19 protein-coding genes and 1 pseudogene are annotated in these 23,431 nt (G+C 70.5%); 5 read left to right on the forward strand and 15 right to left on the reverse strand.

Translation table 11 applies throughout. From position 1 onward, the window contains the following. Positions 1-4 precede the first annotated feature (4 nt). Positions 5-415: pseudogene (locus ACWESM_RS33710) on the forward strand (phosphotransferase); the annotation flags it as partial. A 496-nt stretch (positions 416-911) separates the two neighbouring features. Here ACWESM_RS33710 and ACWESM_RS33715 read toward each other — a convergent pair. Beyond that, positions 912-2,099: an epoxide hydrolase family protein gene (locus tag ACWESM_RS33715; RefSeq protein ID WP_452495214.1), complete on the reverse strand. Its 1,188-nt coding sequence runs from the start codon at positions 2,097-2,099 to the stop codon at positions 912-914. A gap of 62 nt (positions 2,100-2,161) precedes the next feature. Between ACWESM_RS33715 and ACWESM_RS33720 the strand changes: the two genes are divergently transcribed. Further along, positions 2,162-3,118 carry a helix-turn-helix transcriptional regulator gene (locus ACWESM_RS33720; protein WP_355080669.1) on the forward strand — a complete coding sequence of 319 codons (957 nt, stop codon included), beginning with the start codon at positions 2,162-2,164 and terminating at the stop codon, positions 3,116-3,118. Positions 3,119-3,122: 4 nt separating this feature from the next. On the opposite strand, the gene ACWESM_RS33725 is transcribed toward ACWESM_RS33720, so the two are convergent. Next, positions 3,123-4,223 carry an FAD-dependent monooxygenase gene (locus tag ACWESM_RS33725; RefSeq protein WP_397279358.1) on the reverse strand — a complete coding sequence of 367 codons (1,101 nt, stop codon included), beginning with the start codon at positions 4,221-4,223 and terminating at the stop codon, positions 3,123-3,125. A gap of 104 nt (positions 4,224-4,327) precedes the next feature. On the opposite strand from ACWESM_RS33725, the gene ACWESM_RS33730 reads away from it, so the two are divergent. Further along, positions 4,328-4,885, forward strand: coding sequence for a TetR/AcrR family transcriptional regulator (locus ACWESM_RS33730; RefSeq protein WP_355080665.1), 558 nt, complete (start codon positions 4,328-4,330; stop codon positions 4,883-4,885). 36 nt (positions 4,886-4,921) lie between these two features. Here ACWESM_RS33730 and ACWESM_RS33735 read toward each other — a convergent pair whose 3' ends face one another. The 7 genes from ACWESM_RS33735 to ACWESM_RS33765 all read right to left on the reverse strand — a co-directional run bounded on the left by ACWESM_RS33735 (position 4,922) and on the right by ACWESM_RS33765 (position 13,383). Beyond that, positions 4,922-6,220, reverse strand: a complete 1,299-nt coding sequence (locus ACWESM_RS33735; RefSeq protein ID WP_452495230.1) for an amino acid deaminase — start codon at positions 6,218-6,220, stop codon at positions 4,922-4,924. Between the two features lie 41 nt (positions 6,221-6,261). Beyond that, positions 6,262-9,033: a phosphoenolpyruvate carboxylase gene (gene ppc / locus ACWESM_RS33740; RefSeq protein ID WP_364430304.1), complete on the reverse strand. Its 2,772-nt coding sequence runs from the start codon at positions 9,031-9,033 to the stop codon at positions 6,262-6,264. 66 nt (positions 9,034-9,099) lie between these two features. Next, positions 9,100-9,519 (reverse strand): VOC family protein, encoded by a 420-nt coding sequence (locus ACWESM_RS33745; RefSeq protein ID WP_364430307.1) that lies wholly within the window; start codon positions 9,517-9,519, stop codon positions 9,100-9,102. 94 nt (positions 9,520-9,613) lie between these two features. Then, positions 9,614-10,183 carry a GTP-binding protein gene (locus ACWESM_RS33750; protein WP_452495231.1) on the reverse strand — a complete coding sequence of 190 codons (570 nt, stop codon included), beginning with the start codon at positions 10,181-10,183 and terminating at the stop codon, positions 9,614-9,616. Between the two features lie 16 nt (positions 10,184-10,199). Then, complete coding sequence (locus ACWESM_RS33755) at positions 10,200-10,544, reverse strand: DUF742 domain-containing protein (protein ID WP_452495217.1); 345 nt, start codon at positions 10,542-10,544, stop codon at positions 10,200-10,202. Beyond that, positions 10,541-10,969, reverse strand: a complete 429-nt coding sequence (locus tag ACWESM_RS33760) for a roadblock/LC7 domain-containing protein (RefSeq protein ID WP_452495219.1) — start codon at positions 10,967-10,969, stop codon at positions 10,541-10,543. The genes ACWESM_RS33755 and ACWESM_RS33760 overlap by 4 nt, the downstream gene beginning before the upstream one ends. Then, the gene (locus ACWESM_RS33765; protein WP_452495221.1) at positions 10,966-13,383 is read right to left on the reverse strand and encodes a nitrate- and nitrite sensing domain-containing protein; all 2,418 of its coding nucleotides are present in this window, start codon (positions 13,381-13,383) and stop codon (positions 10,966-10,968) included. Before ACWESM_RS33765 ends, ACWESM_RS33760 begins: the two co-directional genes overlap by 4 nt. Before the next feature lie 394 nt (positions 13,384-13,777). On the opposite strand from ACWESM_RS33765, the gene ACWESM_RS33770 reads away from it, so the two are divergent. Then, positions 13,778-14,287, forward strand: a complete 510-nt coding sequence (locus ACWESM_RS33770; protein WP_355080653.1) for a DUF3558 domain-containing protein — start codon at positions 13,778-13,780, stop codon at positions 14,285-14,287. A 309-nt stretch (positions 14,288-14,596) separates the two neighbouring features. Here ACWESM_RS33770 and ACWESM_RS33775 read toward each other — a convergent pair whose 3' ends face one another. From ACWESM_RS33775 to ACWESM_RS33800, 6 genes are all read right to left on the reverse strand, one after another. Beyond that, the gene (locus tag ACWESM_RS33775; RefSeq protein ID WP_355080651.1) at positions 14,597-15,616 is read right to left on the reverse strand and encodes a hypothetical protein; all 1,020 of its coding nucleotides are present in this window, start codon (positions 15,614-15,616) and stop codon (positions 14,597-14,599) included. Positions 15,617-15,659: 43 nt separating this feature from the next. Beyond that, positions 15,660-16,178 (reverse strand): PspA/IM30 family protein, encoded by a 519-nt coding sequence (locus ACWESM_RS33780; RefSeq protein WP_355080649.1) that lies wholly within the window; start codon positions 16,176-16,178, stop codon positions 15,660-15,662. A 39-nt stretch (positions 16,179-16,217) separates the two neighbouring features. After that, entirely contained in the window at positions 16,218-16,991 is a 774-nt protein-coding gene (locus tag ACWESM_RS33785; RefSeq protein ID WP_355080647.1) for an alpha/beta hydrolase, read from the reverse strand. A gap of 161 nt (positions 16,992-17,152) precedes the next feature. After that, a complete protein-coding gene (gene pheT / locus ACWESM_RS33790; RefSeq protein ID WP_452495224.1) occupies positions 17,153-19,660 on the reverse strand; it encodes a phenylalanine--tRNA ligase subunit beta in 2,508 nt (835 codons plus the stop codon). A gap of 33 nt (positions 19,661-19,693) precedes the next feature. Beyond that, a complete protein-coding gene (gene pheS / locus ACWESM_RS33795; RefSeq protein ID WP_452495225.1) occupies positions 19,694-20,755 on the reverse strand; it encodes a phenylalanine--tRNA ligase subunit alpha in 1,062 nt (353 codons plus the stop codon). Between the two features lie 328 nt (positions 20,756-21,083). After that, a complete protein-coding gene (locus ACWESM_RS33800) occupies positions 21,084-22,511 on the reverse strand; it encodes an MFS transporter (RefSeq protein ID WP_452495227.1) in 1,428 nt (475 codons plus the stop codon). A gap of 103 nt (positions 22,512-22,614) precedes the next feature. Between ACWESM_RS33800 and ACWESM_RS33805 the strand changes: the two genes are divergently transcribed. Next, positions 22,615-23,187, forward strand: coding sequence for a TetR/AcrR family transcriptional regulator (locus ACWESM_RS33805; RefSeq protein WP_355080640.1), 573 nt, complete (start codon positions 22,615-22,617; stop codon positions 23,185-23,187). The last annotated feature ends 244 nt before the right edge of the window (positions 23,188-23,431 follow it).

Here is a 23,431-nt window from a genome sequence, read left to right on the forward strand (position 1 = left end):
TCCTATGTCACCTGATGCCGAAATCCCCCTGACCGGAGGACGAATCACCCCCGGCGTGGTCCGCGTCGGCGACACAGTGCGACGACCCGCCACCGCCTCGTCGGCCTTCGTCGCCGAACTGCTCACGCACCTCCAGCAAGTCCGTTTCGCCGGCGCACCGCGTTATCTCGGAATCGACGACACCGGCCGCGATACCTTCACCTACCTGCCCGGATGGGTGCCCGCCAGGTTCCAGCGCTGGACGGACACCCAGGTCGCCGCGGCAGGGGCCCTGCTCCGTTCGCTCCACGACGCGACCCGCGACAGCGGCCTCACGGCAGGCAGGCCGGTCGTCTGCCACCACGACCCCGGCCCCAACAACACCGTCTTCCGGAATGCCCGACCGGTCGCCTTCATCGATTTCGACACCGCCGCCCCCGGCGACCCGCTCGAAGACTTCGGATACCTGGCCTGGACGTGGTGCGTCTCCTCGAAGCCCGACGCACCACCCGCCCCCGCCCAGGCAGCCCAGGTGCGAATCCTCGCCGACGCCTACGGCCTCACCAATGCCGAGCGAGCCAACGTCGTCGACGCGATGCTCGACCGCCAGATCCGCAACGCCCACTGGTGGACAGCACAGCTGGCCGACCCCGGCCATCGCGGCACCAGCCCCGAGCAGGTCGCCTCCCGCATCGCCTGGTCCGAACGGGAACAGGCCTACACCAGCGCCCACCGCGCCGCCTTCGAAGCGGCACTCCGGTACGACGGATGTTCCGGGTCTCGAGCGTGCCGCCGCACCGACATTCGACCCGGGAAAGCCCGGCGGGACAAGCGGATCCGCCGAGGTCCATCGACGGATGGACCACTCACCGGCCGTGCGCGGCCGCCGGGTGGTGTCCGGCCCGGTCAGCCCTGTGGACGAGTGGGCCGGATCAGCGCAGCGTGCGGAAGAACTCGCGCACGTCCGCGAGCAGCAGATCCGGCGCCTCCATCGCCGCGAAATGCCCGCCGCGGTCGAACTCGGTCCACCGGACGATGTTGTGCGCGTCTTCGGCGAGTTTGCGGACGGACATGTCGCCGGGGAAGATCGCCGCCGCGGTCGGCACATCGGACTTCCGCGTCGGCGCGCCCCAGACCGCGGATTCGCTGTAGAGCCGCAGCGAGGAGGCGAAGGTTCCGGTGAACCAGTACAGGCTGACGTTGGTCAGCAGCGCGTCCCGGTCCACCGCGTCGTCGGGCAGCTCGATCGCCGGGTTGGTGTACTGCCGGAACAGGTCGGCGATCCAAGCCAGCAGCCCGGCGGGTGAGTCCTGGAGGCCGATCGCGAGCGTCTGCGGACGGTTCGCCTGCACGGTCGCGTAGTCGTAGCGGGCATAGCTGTCCGGACCGGTCATCGTGTCCAGCTTCGCCTGATCCGCCGCGGACCATTCCGCCTGAGCCACGTATTCGTCCGGGCCGCCGGAGTTTTCGGCGTCGCCGTCCCAGGATGGAATCGTGATCGGACCGTTCACGTGCAGGCCTACCAAATGCTCGGGGTCGATATGGCCCAGTTGGGCGGCGACGAAGTACCCCGCGTCGCCGCCCTGCACGCCGTAGCGGTGGTAGCCCAGACGCGCCATGAGTGCCGCGACCACCTCCGCGAACCGCTCGGTCGAGCCCGCACCCGGGTCCGGGGCCACCGTGGAGAACGCGAAACCCGGCAGCGAGGGCACAACCACGTGGAACGCGTCGGCCGGGCCGCCGCCGTGTGCGCGCGGATCGCTCAGCGGTCCGAGCAACTCCAGGAACTCGACGAACGACGCGGGCCAGCCGTGCCCGAGCACCAGCGGCATGGCATTCGGCTCCGGCGAGCGCAGGTGCAAGAAGTGCACCTGCTGCCCCTCGATGTCGGTGACGAACTGCGGCAGCTCGTTCAGCTCCGCTTCCACTGCGCGCCAATCGAATTCGGTACGCCAGTACTCGGCCAGCGGTCGCAGGTAGGACACTCGCATGCCCTTGTCCCATCCGGCGCCGGGCAGGTCGCTCGGCCACGACGTGCCTGCGAGGCGCCGGTGCAGATCGTCGATCTGCTCCTGCGGGATGGCGATGCGGAAGGGGCGAATGTCCGGTTCGGTAGTCATATCGGCCACGGTAGGAAGGGCTTAGGACGGGAGCGTTCCTAACTTCCGGGCATGCTGGCGTCATGCTGGAAACGTCGGCCCGCCTGCTCGCCCTGCTGACTCTGCTGCAGACCCGTCCGGACCGGACGGGCACCGAACTGGCCGAACGGCTCGGCGTCACCGGCCGCACCGTTCGCCGCGACGTCGACCGGCTGCGCGAGCTGGGCTACCCGATCCATGCCACCCGCGGCGCAGCGGGCTACCGGCTGGGCGCGGGGACAGCGCTGCCGCCGCTGCTGCTCGACGACGACGAAGCGGTCGCGGTGGCGGTCGGGCTGCGCGGCGGTACCGTGACCGGGCTCGAAGAGGCATCGCTGCGCGCGCTGACCAAACTGGAGCAGGTGCTCCCGCCGCGCTTGCGGCACCGGATCCGCACCCTGCGCGGCGCCACCTTGCGCGTCGGCGCACCGGCGCCGCAGGTCGATCCGGACACGCTCATGGCCATCGCCGAAACGTGCCAGCGCCACGAACGGCTCCGGTTCGACTACCGCGCGCACAACGGCGCGCTCGGCCCGCGCACCGTCGAGCCGCACACCCTCGTGCACTTCAGCAGGCATTGGTACCTGGTCGCCTGGGATGTCGACCGCACCGACTGGCGCACCTTCCGGGTGGACCGGATGACCCCGCGGATTCCGACCGGGCCGCGCTTCACGCCCCGGGAGCCGCCGGAAGGCGATGTCGTGGCATATCTTTCGATGCGGCTGTCGGCCCACTCGTGGCCGTATCAGGCGACGGTGCTGCTGCACCGATCGGCCGACGACGCCGCCGGACGCGTCTGGCCCGGTGCGGGCGTCGTGGAAGCCGTCGACGAGCACAGCTGCCGCCTGCATGTCGGCAGCGAGACGCCCGAACAGCTGGTCTGGATGATCACCTCGGTCGATCTCGACTTCACCGTGCTCACCGGCCCACCGGAACTCCTCGACGCGCTCCGCGCCCAGGCCGCCCGCTGCGAGCGCGCGGTACGCGACTTCGCGCCGTAGCGAGCTAGCAGCGCCAATCCAGGACCGGCGCGAACGACCTGAGTTGCACCGAGCCGGGGATCGCCCGCAGCAAGGCGTCCCGCAGCGCGACGCCGGGCGGGAACGACAGTTGCGCCACCGCGCCGATCCGGCGCGAGCGAGCCGCGATCATCCGGGTACGCGGCCCGCGTTCCCGGTCGTAGGCGGTCAGGTCACCGTCGCGGGTCACGACCCTGGCCAGCACCACGGCGTCCTCCAGCGCCTGGCAGGCGCCTTGCCCGAGGTTGGGCATCATCGCGTGCGCGGCGTCGCCGACGAGCGCGATCCGCCCTGCCACAAAAGTTTTCAGCGCGGGCAGGTCGTAGAGATCGTGCCGCAGTACCTCGGCGTTCCCGGCCGCGGCGAGCAGGGCGGGAATCGGCTCGTGCCAGCCGCCGAACCGGGCGCGCAACTCGGCGAGCCCGCCGCTCGCCGTGCCCGCGGGCATGTTCGCGGTGGCGAAGCAGTAGACCCGGCCGTCCGCGAGCGGCGCGTACCCGAAACGCTCACCGCGCCCCCAGCTTTCGCCCATATCGGTGACCGGCTGGTGCGGCGTGACGACCAGACGCCATGCGGTGTATCCGCCGTAGCGGGGCCGAATCTCGCCGCAGACGGCGCGGCGCACCACACTGCGGATGCCGTCGGCGCCGACGACGAAGTCTCCGCTGGACGTCCCGGCCGAGTGCACCACCGTGCCGTCCACCCTCGCCTCGGCCACGGTGACACCGGTGCGCAGCGCCTCCGCCGGGATGGCCGACCGCAGAATGTCCACCAGATCGGCGCGGTGCAGCATGATCGGGCTGCCGTACGCCGCCCGGAGCTTCTCGGCGTCGATCCTGGTCAGCCACCGCCCGGTGCGGTCGCGAATACCCGCAGCGCCCTCCTCGACGGCCCGTGCCCGCACCGCGTCGCCCAGGCCGAGTACATCGAGAGCACGCAGGGCGTTGGGCCACAAGGACAACCCCGCCCCGACCTCGGTGATTTCGGCACTCCGCTCGAGCACTTCGACGCGCAGGCCCTGCCGGAGGAAGGCGACCGCGGTCGCCAGACCACCGATGCCACCGCCCACGATGACCACCTCGGGCATCGTTTCCCCTTTCTCCGGACCACTCGGTTCCCCGAACGTTACTACGTATGTAGTGTCGCCGCGCCGGACTGTAACCGGTATCACTACCGCTGTAGTATCGAGGAATGTCCGGTAAGCGCGAACTCGTCTTGGACGCGGCGATCGAGCTGCTCGGGTCCCGCGGGATCCGAGCCCTCACCCACCGCGCGGTGGACGAGGTCGCGGGCATGCCCGCCGGATCGGCGTCCAACTACTTCCGCACCCGTGCGGCGCTGCTGACCGGCATCGCCGAGCGACTCGAAGCTCGCGACTACGCGGATTGGGAGGCGCTCAACCGGCGACCCGCCCCCGCCACCATCGAGGACCTCGTCGACGGCACGGCCGCCTTCGTCGTCCACGCGGTGCGAACCGACCCCACACGGACATTGGCACGCTACGCGCTGTTCCAAGAAGCGCGGACCTCGCCCGCGCTGCGTGAGACCGTGCGGAGCGGCCACCGCAGGCTGACCGAATGGGCCGCGAGCCTGCTGGCGAACGTCGGCGGGGACCGGGCGACGACGCAGATCCTGGTCGGCCAGCTCGAGGGCATCATCCTGCACCAATTGGTGGATCCGACACCGGATTTCGATCCGCGTCCGGTGCTGGACCGGTTGGTGCGCGCGCTGATCGCTTCGAACGACTAGCGCCGGGCGTCGCGGCCGAGAGCCCGGCGCCACCCGTCAGAAGAACGTGTGCAGGAGATCCACCACTCGCGGCGAGGGCGCATCGGCGTCATCGATCACCGGGATCAGCCGCCATTTGTCGAAAGCCGTGCACGGGTGTGACAGACCGAGCCGAACGACCGCCCCGATGGGAAACTCGGTGGCGGCGCCGCCCGGTAACCGGAGGAAGGCGTGCTGGTCGTTGAGCGCGGAGACCGTCGCGTCCGAGTCGAGCGCACCGCCCCGCGGTCCCGCGACGCGCTGCGGAACCGGCATCCCCTCGTCGAAAGGCAGATCACGTTTGCCCGCGTCGAGCAACGCGAGGCCGGGCTCCGGGCGCGAGAGTGCGCGTGCCCAGCCGTGCATCGCCGAGCGCAGCGGCCGCGCGCACTCGGGAGCCGCCAGTGGCGACATGCTCGCGTAGAAGCCGTCATCGTGGATGACATACGCGCCCGAGCGCAGCACGACCGTCGTCGCGACACCTTGCCTGCCCTGCTCGTCGGACAGCGGGGCGAGGTACTCGAGCGCCAGCTCGGGATAGGCGCTCCCACCGGCGGTGACAACGGCCGGACCGCGATATCGCCCCGCCGCGTCGAGTTCCCGGTGCAGCCGGGCGAGTTCCCCGAGGTAGTCGCGCACCGCGCGGATGCCGGTCGCGGTGCGGTCGTGTGCGAGCGCGCCCTCGTAACCGCCCACCCCGGCGAGCGTCAGCCGGGACGCGCCGGCGATCGCCCGAGCTACGGCGTGCGCCTGTTCCACCGTGCGTGCGCCGGTTCTGCCGTGCGGGCCGCCGAGTTCCACCAGCACCCGGATCCGCGCCGACTCGGGGGCGGTGCGCAGATGCGCATCCATCAAGGCAACCGTTTCGGGGCTGTCGGCCCAGCAGTAGAACTCGAAAGACGGATCGCGCGCCGATTCCGCCGCGACCCACCGCAATCCGACCGGGTCAACCAGCGCGTTGGCCAGCAGCACCCGCGCGACGCCGAAGGACCGCGCCACCTGCGTCTGCCAGATGGTGGCAAGGGTGATGCCCCATGAGCCCGCGGCCAGCTGATCGGCCCACACCTGCGGCGCCATCGTCGTCTTGCCGTGCGGCGCCAGCCGAACGCCTGCCGCCCGCACCCACTCGGCCATGACCGCGATGTTCTCCGCGAGGGCCGCGCGATCGACCGTGAGCACCGGCGTCTCCAGCTGATCGAGCGCCGGTGCGGCAGCGCGGAGTTCGCGCACGGTCCGCCCCCAGAACGCGGGTGGCATGCCCTTGTGCTCGGGACCGATCCGGCGGTCCGCCAGCGCCGCCACGGCTGCTTCGTCGATCGACACGACGTCCTTCCTACCGGACGCGGGCCCTTCGGCGGCTAACCCGAGTTGCGCAGGGCGGTGGCCAGGCCGTTCATCGTCAGCAGGATGCCGCGTTTCACCAGTTCGGAGTCGTCCCCGGCCCGGAGGCGGCGCAGCAGCTGCACCTGCATCTGGTTCAGTGGTTCCAGGTAGGGGAAGCGGTTGTGGATCGACTCGGCCAGCGACGGGTTGTCGGCCAGCAGGTGATCGTTGCCGGTGATCGCGGCGTGCATGCGGACGGTCCGGGCGTGTTCGTCGCGGATCATGCCGAAGATCTGCTCCCGCAACGCCACGTCGTCCACGAGTTCCGCGTAGCGGGCGGCGATGTCCAGATCGCTCTTGGCCATCACCTGCGCCAGATTGGACAGCACCGTGCGGAAGAACGGCCAGCGGCGATACAGATCCGCCAAGGTCGCCAGACGTTCCGGGTCGCCGCCGATCCATTCCTCCAGCGCGGCACCGGTGCCGTACCACCCCGGCAGCATCACCCGCGCCTGACTCCACGACATCACCCACGGGATGGCGCGCAGGTCCGCGACCGAATTCGTCGGCTTGCGTGAGGCAGGCCTGCTGCCGATGTTCAGATCGCCCACCTCGGCGACCGGCGTGGACTGCCGGAAGTACTCGACGAATCCGGGTGTCTCGTGCACGAGCCGCGCGTACGCGGCTCGGGCGCGGGCCGCCAGGTCGTCCATGATGCCGTAGGACGGCTCGGCGTCGGCGCCGAGACCCTCCACGTCCAGCAGCGTCGACTCCAGGGTGCCCGCGATCAGCGACTCCAGATTGCGATGCGCCGCACCGGGTTCGGCGTATTTCGCGGCGATCACCTCGCCCTGCTCGGTGAGCCGCAGCGAGCCGCGCACCGCTCCGGCCGGCTGGGCGAGGATCGCGTCGTAGCTGCGGCCGCCGCCGCGACCGACCGTGCCGCCGCGGCCGTGGAACAGCCGCAACCGGATGCCGGTCTTGCGGGCGACCTCGACCAGATCCAGCTCCGCCCGGTACAGCGCCCAGTTGGCGGCCAGATACCCGCCGTCCTTGTTGGAGTCGGAGTAGCCGAGCATCACTTCTTGACGCATGCCCTGCGCGGCCACCAGCTCGCGATACACCGGCACCTCCAGCGCCGCCGACAGCGTGGCCGCACCCGCGCCGAGGTCCTCGATGGTCTCGAACAGCGGGACGATGCCCACCGGGCAACTCGGCGGCCCGTCCGGCTCCCCCGGGTCGAGCAGACCGCCCTCCTTCAGCAGCAGGGCGGCTTCGAGCAGATCACTGACCGACGTGCACATGCTGATGATGTAGTTCGGCACCGCCGCCGCGCCGAGCGTGTCCACCACGTCCCGGGCGGCGCGGACGATGCCGAGTTCCTTGACGGCCAGTTCGCTCAGCCGGGCGTGCGGACCGAGCAGCGGGCGGCGAGTGCGCAGCTCGGCGGCGAGCAGTTCCACTCGGCGCGACTCCGGCAGGCTCGCGTAGTCGGAGTGCACCCCGGCCCAGGCCAGCAGTTCGGCGACGACCTGCTCGTGCACCTCCGAGTTCTGGCGCATGTCCAGGCTCTGCAAATGGAAGCCGAAAGTCTCCAGGGCGTGGCGCAACGTGGCGAGGCGATCGTCGGCGAGCAGGCCGTCGCCACTGCGCCGCAGCGAGGCGTCGATCGCGTCCAAGTCGTCCAGGACGGCCTGCGGAGTCGGGTAGGGCCGCGCCCCGGCATCGAGGCCGTTCGGTGGCACCTGCTCGAGCGCCGCCAGCGCGGTGGCGGTCAGCCGGGCCCGGACGTGGTGCAGCGCACGGCGATACGGCTCGTCGGCGTGCGTCGCCGGATCGGGGTACCCGGTCTCGGCGAGCGCGGCGACCTCGGGCGTCACGGCGACCAACCGGGCCGACAACGACAGCGTCTTCTCCAGTTCCACCAGATCGCGCAGGTAGCGCTCGAACGCGACGCCCGCGGCGCGGGAGGCGGCCTGCCGCACCACCTCGGCGGTGACGTACGGGTTGCCGTCGCGGTCGCCGCCGATCCACGAACCGGGACGCAGCATCGGGCGCGGCAGCAACTCGACGCCGGGCCAGCGCGAGCGCAGCGCGGCGCGCACCTCCGCGTTGATCGCCGGGATCACGTCGAACAGGGTCAGGTCGTAGTAGCGCAGACCCACCGAGATCTCGTCCTGGATGCGCAAGCGCGCCAAGCGGATCAGCGCGGTGCGCCACAGGCTCAGCACCTGGCGGCGGATCCGCCGCTCGAGGTCGGCGCGCTCGCGCTCGTTCTCGGCGTAGCGCTGGCGCAGGCGCATCAGCTCGGTGATCCGGGCCTGCGCGTCGAAGACGGTGCGGCGGCGCGTCTCGGTCGGGTGCGCGGTGATCACCGGCGACACCAGCGCGTCGGCCAGCAGATCCGCGACCCGGGTTCCGTCCAGCGCCGCCGCGTCCAGCTTGCGGTAGGTGGCCGCCAGTGACGAGTCCTGCGGCGGTTCGCCCGCCGTCTCGTGCGCGGCGCGGCGGCGGTCGCGCTGGATGTCCTCGGCCAGATTGGCCAGCAGCACGAAGTAGCTGAACGCGCGGATGAGCGGAAGGGCCACCGCGATGTCCACTCCGTCGAGCATCTCCGCGACGGCGCTGCGCCCGACCTCCTCGCGGCGCACCCGGAACGCTTCGATGCGCACGCGCTCGATGAGGTCGAAGACCTCCGGCCCCTCGTGGTCGCGAATGGTGTCGCCGAGCACGCCACCGAGGAACCGGATGTCGTCGCGCAGCGGCCGGATGGCGTCCTGTTGGGTCTCGCTCGTCGTTTCACCCATGATCAGACAGTATTGTCCTCCGGCCCGCCGGGAAATGCGACGCGGCCCACACCGGCCGCGCCCGGCTCAGCCGAGGAGTTCGGAGAAGCGCAGGTGGTTGCCCCACGGGTCACGGAACCCGCAGTCGCGGACGCCGTACGGCTGCGAGATCGGCTCCTGCGTCACCTCCACCCCGGCGTCGCGCAGCCGGGCGAACGTGGCGTCCACGGCATCGGTGGTGAAGATCAACGTGCCCTGCGCCCCGTTGGCCAGCCGGGCCCGCGCCGCCGCGGCGGCCGCCTCGTCCGGCACCATCTCGGGGGTCTCCAGAATGAACTCGATGCCCGGCTGCTTCGCCGGCCCGACGGTCAGCCAGCGCCCACCGGCGAACGGCAGGTCCGCACGCACTTCCAGACCGATCACGTCGCGATAGAACTCCAGGGCCTTGTCCTGGTCACCGACCAGCACGCCGATGTGGGTGAGGCCGAGGTCCGCGCCGTTGCTCATGATGATGCTCCTTCTGTTCGTCAGGGCCGGGCAACAGTACGGACGACGCACGCGCGGCGAATTCATCGGTCGCGGCGCAATCTCGCGGCGATTCTCAGCCCGCGTCCCTTGCGGTCAGGTGATCCGTCCGGTGCAACAGGACCTGTTCGAGTAGCGAGACCAGCACCTCCTTGACCGAATCGCGCTGCCTGGCATCGCATTCCAGCACCGGGATCCAATCCTCCAGTTCGAGCGCCTCGCGGACCTCGTCGAGGTCGAAACGCGTGCTGCCGTCGAAGCGATTGACCGCGATGACGAACGGCGTGCCGCGTGCCTCGAAATAGTCCAGTACCGGATAGCAGTCGTCGACGCGGCCGGTGTCCACCACGATCACCGCGCCGAGCGCACCGTCGACCAGGTCGTCCCACAGGAAGACGAAACGGTCCTGGCCCGGCGTGCCGAACAGGTACAGCAGCAGTGAGCTGTCCAGGGTGATGCGCCCGAAGTCGAGGGCGACCGTGGTCTGCGTCTTGTCGGCCCGATGCCCCGCGTCGTCCACGCCGACGGCCATCTCGGTCATCGCCGCCTCGGTCACCAGCGGCTCGATTTCGGAGATGGCTCCGATGAATGTCGTCTTCCCGACGCCGAAACCACCGCTGACCACGATTTTCACCGAGGACGGCATGGTAGGCGTTCGCATGTCAGAGTGCCCGGACAAGGTCCCTGATCCTCTCGATGGCGGCGGCGGTGAGCTGGTCGGCCGAGCGCACGGTCACGTGTCCGGTGGCGGCCAGGTCGCTGACCACGACCTTGGCGACCCCGACCGGCACGCCGAGCGCGGCGCCGATCTCGGCGATGGAGTGCGGCCGCTGGCACAGCCGCACGAGGGTGCGCTGCTCGAAACGCAGCGGCGCGGACAGCGCTGCGGGCTCGGCCCGCACCAACGTCTCGATGCGCAGTCCGTCCAGCAGCGGCCTGGTGCGTCCCGCGGTGACCACGAAGGGCCGCACGAATCGGTCCTCGCCGGAGGCGAATTCGGGTCTCATCGCCGCAGCGACTCACGCAGTTCGGCGATGAGCGCGGGATCGAGCAGCGCACCAGCGCGGTCGGCGAGCACCGCCATCTCGTAGCCGACCAGACCGACGTCGCAACCGCTGTCGGCGATCACGCCGAGACAGCTGCCGTCGCCCATGGCGGAGACGAGCAGGAACCCGCGCCTCATCTCGATCATGATCAGTTTCAGGCCGTCGAAGGAGTAGCTGCGCGAGGCGCTGCGGGCCAGCCCGACCAGCCCGGACACCATGGCGGCGAGCCGGTCGGCGGAGGCGCGGTCCAATCCTTCGGACATGGCGATGAGCAGGCCGTCCGAGGACACCGCGACCGCCTCGCGCACACCGTCGGTCTCGCGAACGAAGTTGGCCAGCATCCAATTGAACGTGTGCGGGTCGGCGCTCGATATGTGGGTGGTCACCGGATCTCCTCTGCCATGGTCGCGGCGGGCTGGAATTCGGGCGCCGCGGCGGCGGCGCGGACGCGGTCGTCCCGCGCGGCGGCGTGCCGTGCGGGCGCGCCACGCTGATGTCCCGTCCGGAAGGAGGACAGCATGCTGCGGATCTCCTCGGGTGAGCGCTCGACCGCGGGGGCGGGCTCCGTCTGGGGCGGCGCGTCGGGCCGCGCGCCGGTGGCGGCAGCGCGGGCCTTCTTGTTTCGTTTCACCAAGCCGTTCTTGGTGTGCCGCGCCGCGGGTTCGCTCGGCGCCGGGCCGAACGGCTCTTCTGAGCGGCGGGATTCGGTGCGGCCGACGCTCGCTGTCGGCTCGGTCCGTGCGGAAACGAACTGCGTGTAGGGCGACGACCCGGCGTTCACCGCGTGCGCCGGTGGGCGGTCGGCGGTCGTAGCGGTAGCGGTACCGCGCGATTGTGGCCTCGAACCGGTGGCAGACCCAGCGGTATCGCCCACCGTGGCGGTGTGGGAGGTGGCGGGATCGTCGCGCCGATCCGGCTCGGTCTCGACCATGCCGGGCGGCAGCGTCAGGCGCGCGACGATGCCGCTCACCGGCGAGACGCTCAGTTCGACCGTGATGCCGAGCCGTTCGGCGAGCCTGCCGACCACGTAGTGGCCGAGGTGGCGGGTCGGTGCGACGACGAAGTCCTGTTCGCCGCGCAATCGTGCGTTGGCCTGGGCCAATTGGTCGGCGGGCATGCCCACGCCGTGGTCGACCACCGCGAGCAGGTACCCGTTGGGCCCGGCGCGCCCGTAGATCTCCACCTCGACATCCGGTGGGGAGAACGCCAGCCCGTTCTCGATCAGCTCCGCGAGTATGTGCGCGAGTTCGCTGGCCGCCGCTCCGGCGATGAGCACGTCGTCCATCCGGCGCAGCACCACCCTGCGGTAGTCGTCGACCTCGGACAGGCCCGCGCGGATCACGTCGCTGAGCGGGATCGGTTCGGCCCAGCGGCGCGGGCTCGCCTCGCCGACCAGCACGAGCAGGCTTTCGGCGTTGCGGCGCATGCGGGTGGCGAGATGGTCGAGCTCGAACAGATTCGACAGCGCCTTGGGATCGAGCTCCTCGCGTTCGAATTCGCTGATCAGGCCGAGCTGGCGGCGCACGAGGTTCTGGTTGCGGCGGGCCAGGCTGACCATCGACTCGGTGGTGTTGCGGCGCACCAGCGCCTGTTCCGACGCGAGGTCGAAGGCGGTGGACTGCACCCGATCCAGCGCTCGGGCCACGGCGACGATCTCGACGCCCGCCCCCGGCGGCGGTCGCACCGGGGCGGGCGGGTCCGGCGGCCGGGTGTCGTCGCCGGTGCGCCAGGCCGAGATCACGTCGGGCAGCCGCCGACCGGATACGTCGTCGGCGTCCGCGGCCAGCGTGGCCAGCGGCCGGACGATCGCGCGCACCGCCGCGACGACCAGCGCCACCTCCAGCGCGATCGCCGCCAGCGCGGCGAGCACGAACGCGCCGAGGGCCAGCGCGGCGTCGCCGCGCAACACCTCTGCCCGCTGCCGCACGTCGGCGCCGACCGTCTGCTGCACGGTGCGCTGCTCGTCGATGACCGCGGTCATCCTGGCCCACCAGGCGATCGGATCGACCGGGCGCGCCAGCGGTCCGCCGCCCGCGGCGATCGCGACGTTCTCCGACTCCGCGGCCGCGGCCGCGTCCGCGCCGTCCAGCACGGCGTCCAAGCGCGCCTGCTGCGCGCCGGTCGCGTCGCGGGCGAACGCGGCCAGTCCGGCCAGTTTGGCCGCGCGGATGTCGAGGAATTGCACGTACTCGCCCGGCCCGAAGGCATCCGCGGCGAAGACGCCGTTGAGGAAGCCGCGCTCGCGAGCCGTCTGCTCCTTCGCCTCACCCAGCGCGTACAGCGCTTGCAGCCCGTGCCGGACCACCGGGTCGGCAGCCTGATCCTGACCGAGGGACAGGTGGTTCAGGGCGTCGATCGCGTCGGTGTAGTACTGGAACGCCGCCTGCCGGGGTTCTCGCCGCTGGTCGATCGTGGATCGGGTCGCGTCCAAATCGGCCAGCGGCCGGGCGGCCTCCCGCACCCGCTCCGCGCCGGGCGGGCCGTCCGCCGCCGCCTGCCGCAGGGCACGCAAGGCGCGGTCGACCGCACCGCGCTGGTCGTCGACCGGCTGGCCCAAGCGCTGGTCGCCGCCGAGCAGGCCATTGGTCAGGCCGCGCTCGCGCTGCGTCTCGTGCACCAGGTCCTGCACCGCCAGCGCGAGCGTCACCGCGGCGACTGTGTCCCGGCTCTTCCGGTACGCGTCCACTTCGCGCGCCACCAGCGTGCCCAACAGCGCGAGCACCAGCACGAGCGACACCACGAGGATGCGGGCCAGCTGCCCGCGGATGGTTCGCGGGCGCACAATTCCGCTGCCGGACACCTGGCGTTCACCATCGGAAATGCGGAGAGGGACAACCGGTGTGCCGCCGGAATTCTCCGGTCGTCCAGGTGACCGCACCACCCTCTGCTCCTCCGATCAGCCGCCGCGCCTGCTCCACAGCGAGCACGCGGAAATCAAGGGGAAACTGTCACACGGCCTACCCGTCGTCAACGCGAGAATCGGGCAAAACGGACACTGTGCGGACTTCTAAACACACTGGCAACGAAGAGTTACGAGCGCGACAAAACCGGCATCCGCGAACGAATGCCGAGACTCGTTGTGTCCTACCCACCTTCGCCCGCCGCGAAACCTCGCGGCCCGACTCTGATACAGTCCGGCGCGACAAACCGGATGGCAAGAGGGCTGGATGGCGCACCGAATTACGTTGGTTCCCTTGGCGATCGCACTCGCGTTAGGACTGGCCGCCTGCGGCGACGAGTCCGGCGGGTCCCCCGCGACGACCAGCACGCAGACCGCGAGCGCCGCGGGCACGGCCACCCAGCTGTTCGATCCCTGCACCGGCATCCCCGACGCCGCGCTGACGAGCGCCGGACTCGACCCGGCGAGCAAGCAGGTCGGCGTCGGCGGGGTGAAGCAGCCCGGTTGGGAGATCTGCGGATGGAAGGGCGCCGACTTCACCCTCGGCGTGTTCTCCAACAACATGTCCGTTGCCGAGTTCGAGCGGAAGCCGGGCAATGTCGACTTCCAGGACGTCACCATCGCCGGACGCACCGGACGCCAGTTCCGCGTGGACGACGCCGCCAAAGACCAAATGTGCGACGTGCTCTTCCCCGCCCGGCAGGGCCTGCTGCAACTGACCCTGGTCAACAAGACCGCGGACCAGAACCCCTGCGATCGCCTCGCGACCATCGGCGAAGCGATCGTCCCGGCGCTGCCGAAATAGCACCGCCCCCCTCGGCGCAGGACCGGGTACGGATTCGCCTGGCGCACCCGACAACCACGACCATCTCGCGGCGGCATCGGCGAAACTCAGACCCCCGATTACTCTCGCACGCAACCACACCAGCTCAACCACCGGTTTCGAGCGAAGCGAGACCGAGCATGCGCCGTTCGCGGCCCGGCTCGCGTCCGAGTGGCCGTCGCGTCCGCGACGAAGGAGCAAGCGGCGGTCGCTCGGACGCGAGCCATGAAGGGGCCGCGAACACCCAGCGCCGCAGGCGCTGGAAGAACGAACACAGCCCGGCGCTGGAAATCAGACAGAGAGGATGGCGAGTACCTCGTCGGAGGTATAGAAGGGGGCGAGGCGCTCGCGGATCAACCCGGCGAGAACCCCTTCGCGCTTCGCGCCCTCGATGACCGCCGGTCCGTACCGGAGGATCTCCTGGACGATGTCGTCACCGGTCAGACCGAGTTCGGGCAGCATGGCCGCCAAGGTGTAGTCGCCGTACTTGGTGAAGAACACCTCCACGCACTCGTCCAGGAGCAGGCCGAAGTACTCCTTCTCGCGGGTGGTGACGGCGATCTCGTAGCACAGCAGCACCAGCTCGTTGAGATCCTTCCGGCTGAGGTATTCGCGCAGACCGCTGACCGGCTCGTCGGCATGCAGATCCCAGAACTCCATCGCGGCGGCGTGCACCGGGGCATCGCGCAGCATCTCGCGGATGGCGTTGTTGGTCCGCTTGAGGGCGAACAGCGCGCCCTTGCCCGCGAGGTCGCCGACGAAGGTGCCGTCGGCGGCCTTCTTGGCGCGATTGGCCGCGGACTGGCCCAGCGACATCAGCGAGGACACACCCGGGATCTTCTCCGCGCGTTCCCGGTTGGCCTGCATGAAGTCGTTGATCAGCTTGTCCACGAACTTCGACGCGACCGTGGCCACCAGCGGGCTCTCGGTGAGCCGATCCAGGATGCGCTCCTGCGCCTGGTGCATGCCGAAGATCTTTTCCAGCAGCGCCTCCACCGGCTCGCGCTCGACCACCTCGCCGAGCGTGTAGTCGTGGTTGGCGGCGATGTGGTCGTAGATGGAGTCGGCGAACACCCCGACCATATCGGCGAGAACCGGACTGCCGCCGATCAGCTCGACGACCGTGCGGACGGTCTGCTTGGCCTGGTCGATCTCCACCACGTCCCGGAAGACGAGCGTGTCGGCGACTCCGAGCACCGCCTCGGTGTCGCGCGCGACCACCTCCGCGAAACGCTCGCCGGTCACCTCGGCGAGCAGGAATGCCACCTGGGCCTCCAGTAGCCGTTCGGCGATCTCACGCGGCTCGCTCATCGAATTCCACCCATCACACCTCGTGCGGCGCGCCCGGCACGGTTCACGGCTGGTGCGGGTCGGCGTCGTTGCCGTGCAACGATTTCCGGATCCGGTCCAGGCGCTCACGCGCGGCCTGCTCACGTGCCTGCCATTGTTCGTCCACGCCGCGGCCCGCTGGAGTCTGCCGGTCGAGTTCACCCATCCCCTGCGCGGTGCCGTAGCGATGCTCGACCTTATCGCGAACTGACTCGAAAGTAGGAACACCGGAGGCCGAATATCCGCCACTCGCGGCGGACTCCGGCATACCCGGCGGCGGTACCGGTACCGCCGGTACCGCGGAACCGCCGCCGACCTGGCCCGACACATCGGGCGTGTGCTGCGGGAACCCAGGCCCGCCGGCCGGGGTGGCAGGAGTCACATCTCCGGCCGCAGCCGCATCACCGGTTTCCAACAGCCCGACCAGCGCGGCGTGGACCGCCGCGAACCCGGGACGCGCCGCCGTTGCGGCCAGCAGTACACCTGCCAGCTCCGCGTCCGGCAGCCCGGCCAACCGGCTCGCGATTTCGCTGTTGTCACTCATACCGCCAGGCTACGCACGCGCGACCGCACCGAAGGCCGTTCACGACCGCACGCGCGCACCCGCCCAGTCGCGCACCAGGTCGTACCAGGCCGAGCCGCCCACGACGATCAGATCGTTGTGCCCGGCTCCGGGGAAGACCACCAGCCGTTTCGGCTCCGGCGCCGCGGCGTAGAGCCGTTGCGCGTGCCGCAGCGGCAGCAGTTCGTCCTGGTCGCCGTGCATGATCAGCACCGGGGCGCGCAGCGCGCGGATGCGGCGTTCGTTCGGATAGGCGTTCGGCACCAAGGCCGCGGGCAGGAACGGATACACCGAGCGAGCCGCGTCGCGCAGGCCGCTGAAGGTGGACATCAGCATCACTCCGGCCGGGGGATGGTGCTGTGCCAGCTCGAGCACGACACCGCCCCCGAGGGACTTGCCCAGGTACAACACGCGATTCGGATCGACGCCGGGTTGTTCCAGCAGCGCCCTGCGCGCGGCGCGCGCGTCCAGGTAGGTGCCGTGCTCGGTCGGTTTCCCGGTGCTGCGCCCGTAGCCGCGGTAGTCGAAGGCCAGCACGTCGAAACCGGCCTCGGTGAGCAACGCGAAGATCGGCACCCGGTCGCCGAGATTGCCCGCGTTCCCGTGCGCGAACAGGATGTGCCCGATCGAATCGCGGGCAGGCATCCACCACGCGTGCACGGTCTGCCCGTCCGCCGTGGGCAGGGACAGGTCCGTGTACTCCATGCCGAGCAGCGCCGGAGTTTGCAGCACCGTCCGCTCCGGCAGATAAGTCAGCGCGTTGAGGATCGGACGGGCCGGGTGTCGCATGCCCATGTTCTTACTCCTGAACAGGCAAGGCCGGGTCGGGCGGGTGCCGCGACACGAGCGCTCGAAGCCGCGGCCCACCGCCGCAGGGCCGGTGCGGACGCCGGTCGCCGCCCGACCCGCGGAGACGATCGAACTCGGCCGGTAGCCGGTTGCGGTGACCGCGTGCGTCAGCCGCGCAGCACCGCGCCCACGGCGTCGGCCGCCGCCGCGACGGCCGCGTCGCGTGCCGCACTTGCCTCGTCCTCGGTGAGGGTCCGGTCGGTGGCACGGAAACGCAGGGCGTAGGTGAGCGACTTACGTCCCTCACCCGCCTGAGCGCCCTCGTACACGTCGAACAGCGCGATGTCCTCCAGCAGCTCGCCGCCGCCGGTGCGCAGTGCGGACTCGACGGACGCCGCCGGGACGGTCTTCTCGACGCTCACCGAGACGTCCTGGAGCACCGCGGGGAACGGCGACACCGTCGGGACCGGCCGGGACTCGCGCAGCGGCAGCGCGTCCAAGTCGAGTTCGACGGCGCAGGTGCGCGGCGGCAGGCCGGAACGTTCCAGCACGGCGGGATGCAGCTCACCCGCGTAGCCGACAACCGTTCCGTCGACCACCAGCTCGGCGCAGCGCCCGGGATGCCAGGGCAGCTGAGCCGCCGCACGGCGATCGATGGTCACACCGGCCGCGTCGCCGACGGCGTCGGCGAGGGCGAACGCGTCGGCGGCTTCGACCGGACGGCCCGGCCCCCACGGCCCGCGCGGCTCCCTGCGGCCGGTCAGGACAGCGGCCACGTGCACCGGCTGTTCCGGCAGCGAGTCCAGCAACTCGGCGATCTCTTCGTCGGTGGGGCGCCGGTCCACCGGCAGCGGATCGACCGCTCTGGTGTTCGCGCCCGGCAGCACGACTTGCGCGATGCCGTAGATCGCCAGGTCACGCGCGCCCCGCGAGATATTGCGGACCGCCACCTCGAGCAAACCGGGGAGCAGGGTGGTGGCCAGCTCGGCGCGCTCCACGTCGAGCGGATTCAGCACCCTGGTGGTGGCGCGGCGCGGGTCGTCGGCGTCCAGGCCCCAGGTGTCGAACACTCCGGCGGGCAGGAACACCGGCGGCGGCACCTCCACGGCGCCCGCGAACGCCAGCGCGCGGCTGACGGCGCGCCTGCGGCGCTGGGTCGGCGTGAGCCCACGCCCGGCCGGTGCGGCCGGCAGCACGGACGGGATCCGCTCCAGGCCCTCCAGCCGCAGCACCTCCTCCACCAGGTCGGCGGGCTGAGCCAGGTCGGGCCGCCAGCTCGGCGGGGTCACCACCAGCTGACCGTGCCCGGCCTCGCTGACGCCGACCTCGACCGTGCAGCCGATCTGGGCCAGGCGGCGCGCCGAGGTGCCGGTCGCGTACGTGACGCCCGCGACGCGGTCGGCCAGGTCGATGTCCATCCGGATCGGCTCGGGCGCCGGGACGGGGGTCCGGACGTCGGTCAGCACGGGTTCGATGGTGCCGCCGGCGATTTCGGCCAGCAGCGTGGCCGCTCGATCGAGCGCGGCCACGTTGATCTCCGGGTCGACGACCCGTTCGTACCGCTTGCCCGCCTCGGACACCAGCTTGTGCCTGCGCGCGGTCCGGTAGATCAGCAGCGGGTTCCAGGTGGCCGCCTCGAGCAGGATGTCGGTGCTCTCCGCGCCGACCTCGGTGCTCGCGCCGCCCATCACACCGGCCAAGGAGATGACGCCGGAATCGTCGGCGATCACCACGTCCTCGACGTCGAGGGCGCGCTCGACGTCGTCCAAGGTGCGCAACTTCTCGCCCTTGTGCGCGGAACGGACCACCAATCCGCCCGACACCTTGTTCGCGTCGAAGGCGTGCAGCGGCTGCCCCAACTCCAGCATCACGTAATTGGTGACGTCCACGGCGGGCGAGATCGGGCGTACGCCCGACAACAGCAGCCTGCGCTGCAACCACCACGGGCTCACCGCCTCCGGGTCGACGCCGGTGACCCGGCGGGCCGCGAAGCGCGTGCACCGGGAGTCCGGCTCGACCCGGATCGGCCAGGCTTCCTGCTCGTGGTCGGGCAGGGTGCGCACCGCCGGATCGGCGTACTCGAGATCGAAACCGCAGGCCAGCTCGCGCGCCAGGCCGCGAACGGAGAAGCAGTAACCGCGGTCGGGAGTGATGTTCAGCTCGATGACGGTGTCGTCCAGACCGAGCAGCGCGTTGGCGTCGGCGCCGGGCTCGGCGGTGCCCGGTTCCAGCACCAGGATGCCGGAATGGTCCTTGCCGATCCCCAGTTCGGCGACCGAGCAGATCATCCCGTTGGACACGTGACCGTAGGTCTTGCGCGAGGTGATCTCGAACCCGCCGGGCAGCACGCCGCCGGGCAGCACCACGACCACCAGATCACCGACCTGGAAATTCCGTGCGCCGCAGATGATCTCCTGCAACTCGGGCTTACCGATGTCCACCTTGCAGAAGCGGATCGGCTTCTTGAACTCGGTCAGTTCGGTGATCTCGGCGACGCGGCCGACCACCAGCGGCTCGCCGCCCTCCTCCGAACCCGCGATCCGCTCGAGCTGGTCGAGCTCTTCGACTTCCAGCCCGACCCGGACGAATCCCGCGTCGAGCTCCTCCGGCGTCACCGACCACTCCGGGTTGGTGCGCTGGATGATGTCGGTCAGCCAGGACTGCGCTACTCGCACTTGACGTTTCGCTCTCTCGATCGAAGGGTGGGGTCAGGACCGGATACCGAAGGGCAGCGTGAAACGCACGTCGCCCTCGACGATGTCGCGCATGTCCGGGATGCCGTTGCGGAACTGCAGCGTGCGCTCCAGGCCCATGCCGAAGGCGAACCCGCTGTACACCTCGGGGTCGATCCCGCTGGCCATCAGCACCTTCGGGTTCACCATGCCGCAGCCGCCCCATTCGACCCAGCCCGCACCGCCCTTCTTGTCCGGGAACCACACGTCGACCTCGGCGGAGGGCTCGGTGAACGGAAAGTAGTTGGGCCGCATGCGCGTGCGGGTCTGTGGTCCGAACAGCGCGCGAGCGAACGCGTCCAGCGTGCCGCGCAGATGCGCCATGGTCAGGCCCTTGTCCACCGCCAGGCCTTCGACCTGGGAGAACACCGGTGTGTGCGTGGCGTCCAGTTCGTCGGTGCGGAAGGTGCGGCCCGGGCAGACCACGTAGATCGGCAGCTCGCGTTCCAGCATCGAACGCACCTGCACCGGCGAGGTGTGCGTGCGCAGCACTTGGCGCGAGCCCTCCGGCGCGATGTGGAAGGTGTCCTGCATGGTGCGGGCCGGATGGTCGGGCAGGAAGTTCAACGCGTCGAAGTTGAAGTGCTCGGTCTCCACCTCGGGACCTTCGGCGACCTCCCAGCCCATCGCGACGAACACGTCGGCGATCTGCTCGGAGATGACGGTGATCGGATGCCGCGCGCCGACGGCCGCCCGGCGTGCGGGCAGCGTCACGTCGATGGTCTCGGCGACCAGCACGGCGGCGTCGCGCTCGGCCAGCAACGCGGCGCGGCGGGACTCGAATGCCTCCGACACCCTGGACCTGGCGACGTTGACCCGTTTGCCCGCGTCCGCCTTCTCCGTCTTGGGCAGGCCGCCCAGCGCGCGTTGGGCCAGCGCCAGCGGCGCCTTACCGCCGAGGTGCTCGGTTTTCGCGACCGCGAGCGCATCCAGGTCGGCGGCAGCGGCGAACGCCTTCTCGGCGGCCGCCGCGGCCGCGGCCAGTGCCTCCTCGGTCAGCGCCGCGTTCTGCTCGCCTGCGTCGATGTCGTCGGCCACGATGCTCCGTCTCTCCCCTGGGGATCAATTCGCGGGCACCGCTGCACGCCTGCCCGCATTGCTGCTGGTCGCAATCGTATTCGATGGGCCTCGGCGGATTCACGCGGATTACCCGCCACGCCGCGCGAGCCGTGTGGTACCCGCGAGCCGGACGGGCGCGCGCCGGCCCCGCTCCACTACCCGTCCGGAACGGCGCGACTCGTCACAGGCTCGCAGGCGGTGACCGGTCAGGGCAGCGAAAGACCAGCTCCGACAGCCGCCGCGAAACGCCCGGCCCTGGCCGATACCCAGTGACCGGGCGCTCCGCGATCAGCGCGCGACAGTGCGGTCAGCGCGCGGCGGTGATGTGGCGGGGCAGCAACCGCGACCCCAGCGCGCCGACCGCCACGATCGCGGCACCCACCCACACCGCGGGCACCAGTCCGTCGACGTAGCTCTGCGGATCCAGGTACGAGCCCCGCGCCGCGAACACCGACGCCAGCACCGCGACGCCCATGGCGACACCGACTTCCCGCAGGGTGTTGTTGGTTCCAGACGCCATCGCGCGATCCTCCTCCGCCGCGGCGGCCATCACCACGGTCGCGCCGGGCGCGAAAGTCAGGCCCATGCCGATCCCGCCGAGCAGGAACGGACCGACGAACGACAGGTAACTCGCGTCGACGGAAGTGACCAACGCCATCCAGCCCAGCGCGACGGCGAGCAATGTCTGCCCGGTGGTGAGCAGCGCACGGGCGCCGACCTTGTCGACGATCAAACCCGCCAGCGGAGCGACCACCATCGGCGCCATCGTCCACGGCATGGTGCGGATGCCGGATTGCAGCGGTCCGTAGCCCTGCACGACCTGGAAGTACTGGGCCAGCAGGAAGATCGAGCCGAAGACGCCCATCGAGAAGGTGAAGCCGGTCATGTTGCTCACCCGGAACGCGCGGGAGCGGAACAGGCGCAGCGGCAGCATCGGCTCCCGCGTGCGCAGCTCCCAGGCGATCAGGCAACCGAGCAGCAACACGCCACCGACCAGCGCGGACAGCACGCCACGAGACGTCCAGCCATCATCGGCGCCGTGGATGACGCCCCACACCACCGCCAGCACGCCGCCCGCCGACAGCAGCAGTCCCAACAGGTCGACTCGTCGGCTGCCGCCGTGCGACTCCGCCAGCACCCGCAGCGCGAACGGCAGCACGACCAGGCCGATCGGCACGTTCACCCAGAAGATCCACTGCCAGCTCAACCCTTCGACGACCGCGCCGCCGATGAGCGGCCCCAGCGCGACGCCGAGGCCGGCGATCCCGCCCCAGATGCCGATGGCGGCGCTGCGCATCTTCTCCGGCACCGCCGCCGACAACAGGGTCAGCGACAGTGGCATCACCCCCGCCGCGCCGAATCCCTGTACCGCCCGCGCCGCGATGAGCATGCCCGGTCCGGTCGCCAGCGCGCAGACGGCGGACGCCAGTGTGAACAGCGCGATGCCGAGCAGGAAGATCCGCCGCCTGCCCAGTCGGTCACCGACCGCGGACGCGGTGAGCAACAGCGAGGCGAACGACAGCGTGTAGGCGTTGACGAACCATTGCAGGTCGGCCAGCGAGGCGCCCAGCTCGGTGCGGATCACCGGCAGCGCGTTCGTCACGACCAGGTTGTCCAGCGTGACCATGAACATCGGGATACCGACCGCGGCGAGGACGGCGGCGAGCCTGCGACCGCCGATCGTCGCCTCGGGCGCGGCGACGGTCGCCGTGGCGGATGGAAAGGTCTCGGTCATGTCCAGTCCTTGTTGTAATCGACTGATAACTAATGCTCGAAACGGTATGCATCGACTGATAACATGTCAAGAGCAAGGCCGGTACCAGCGAAAACGGAGAACGATGGCGACCAGAACCAGGATGACGGCGTCCGAACGGGGCGAGCAGGTGCTGCGCGCGGCGGTCTCCGCGTTCGCCGAATGCGGTTACGCCGCTACCAGGACCGACGAGATCGCCCGGCGAGCGGGCGTGTCACAGCCCTACGTGATCCGGCTGTTCGGCACCAAGCAGAACCTGTTCCGCGCCGCCCAGCACCGCGTCTGCGACCGGATCGAGGAGATCTTCCGCGCCGCGCGCGCCGAGGCATCGCCCGAGGCGGCCCCCGACGAAGCCCTCGCCGCCCTCGCCACCGGCTATTCGGTCTTCCTCGCCGAACGCGAACTGCTCCAACTTCTGCTGCACGGCTTCGCGGCCAGCGCGGACCCGGAGATCGGCGACCAGGTCCGGGCCAGGTTCGGCGGTATCTACCACCTGATCCGCGAACTGACCGGAGCACCGGAAACCGAGGCGCGCCGCTTCCTCTCCACCGGAATGCTGCTCACCGTCATGAGCGCCATGCGAGTAGCGGGGCCGGACGCGGTACCCGCGACGTGGGCGACGGAGATCTTGGAGAACTTGAGCACCGAAGGCGACTGAATTCCATTCGCGGCCCGGCTCGCGCTCGGGCCTGCGCGCCCCGGGACACCCTCAGCACCGGTCAGGCACCCGAGCTACATGCGAATGTCCCGAGCTCGAACGCCAACGCGGCCGGCGCACCGTCACTCCAGGTTTCGAGCGAAGCGAGACCGAGCCTGTTCCGTTGGCAGTCTGGCTCGCGTTTGCGCGGCCGCCGCGCACGCGACGAAGGAGCAAGCGGCGGCCGCGCAAACGCGAGCCACAA

It is taken from the genome of Nocardia sp. NPDC003999, from assembly GCF_053604885.1.

Coding starts and splice junctions, on each gene's coding strand:
- ACWESM_RS33755 (WP_452495217.1), bottom strand. CDS start 10,544: ATGAGACCCGAATTCGCCTCCGGCGAGGACCGATTCGTGCGGCCCTTC.
- ACWESM_RS33745 (WP_364430307.1), bottom strand. CDS start 9,519: ATGAGCAACGGCGCGGACCTCGGCCTCACCCACATCGGCGTGCTGGTC.
- ACWESM_RS33775 (WP_355080651.1), bottom strand. CDS start 15,616: ATGAGCGAGCCGCGTGAGATCGCCGAACGGCTACTGGAGGCCCAGGTG.
- ACWESM_RS33750 (WP_452495231.1), bottom strand. CDS start 10,183: ATGCCGTCCTCGGTGAAAATCGTGGTCAGCGGTGGTTTCGGCGTCGGG.
- ACWESM_RS33800 (WP_452495227.1), bottom strand. CDS start 22,511: ATGACCGAGACCTTTCCATCCGCCACGGCGACCGTCGCCGCGCCCGAG.
- ACWESM_RS33715 (WP_452495214.1), bottom strand. CDS start 2,099: ATGACTACCGAACCGGACATTCGCCCCTTCCGCATCGCCATCCCGCAG.
- ACWESM_RS33720 (WP_355080669.1), top strand. CDS start 2,162: ATGCTGGAAACGTCGGCCCGCCTGCTCGCCCTGCTGACTCTGCTGCAG.
- ACWESM_RS33785 (WP_355080647.1), bottom strand. CDS start 16,991: ATGGGCATGCGACACCCGGCCCGTCCGATCCTCAACGCGCTGACTTAT.
- ACWESM_RS33780 (WP_355080649.1), bottom strand. CDS start 16,178: ATGAGTGACAACAGCGAAATCGCGAGCCGGTTGGCCGGGCTGCCGGAC.
- ppc (WP_364430304.1), bottom strand. CDS start 9,033: ATGGGTGAAACGACGAGCGAGACCCAACAGGACGCCATCCGGCCGCTG.
- ACWESM_RS33730 (WP_355080665.1), top strand. CDS start 4,328: ATGTCCGGTAAGCGCGAACTCGTCTTGGACGCGGCGATCGAGCTGCTC.
- ACWESM_RS33805 (WP_355080640.1), top strand. CDS start 22,615: ATGGCGACCAGAACCAGGATGACGGCGTCCGAACGGGGCGAGCAGGTG.
- ACWESM_RS33725 (WP_397279358.1), bottom strand. CDS start 4,223: ATGCCCGAGGTGGTCATCGTGGGCGGTGGCATCGGTGGTCTGGCGACC.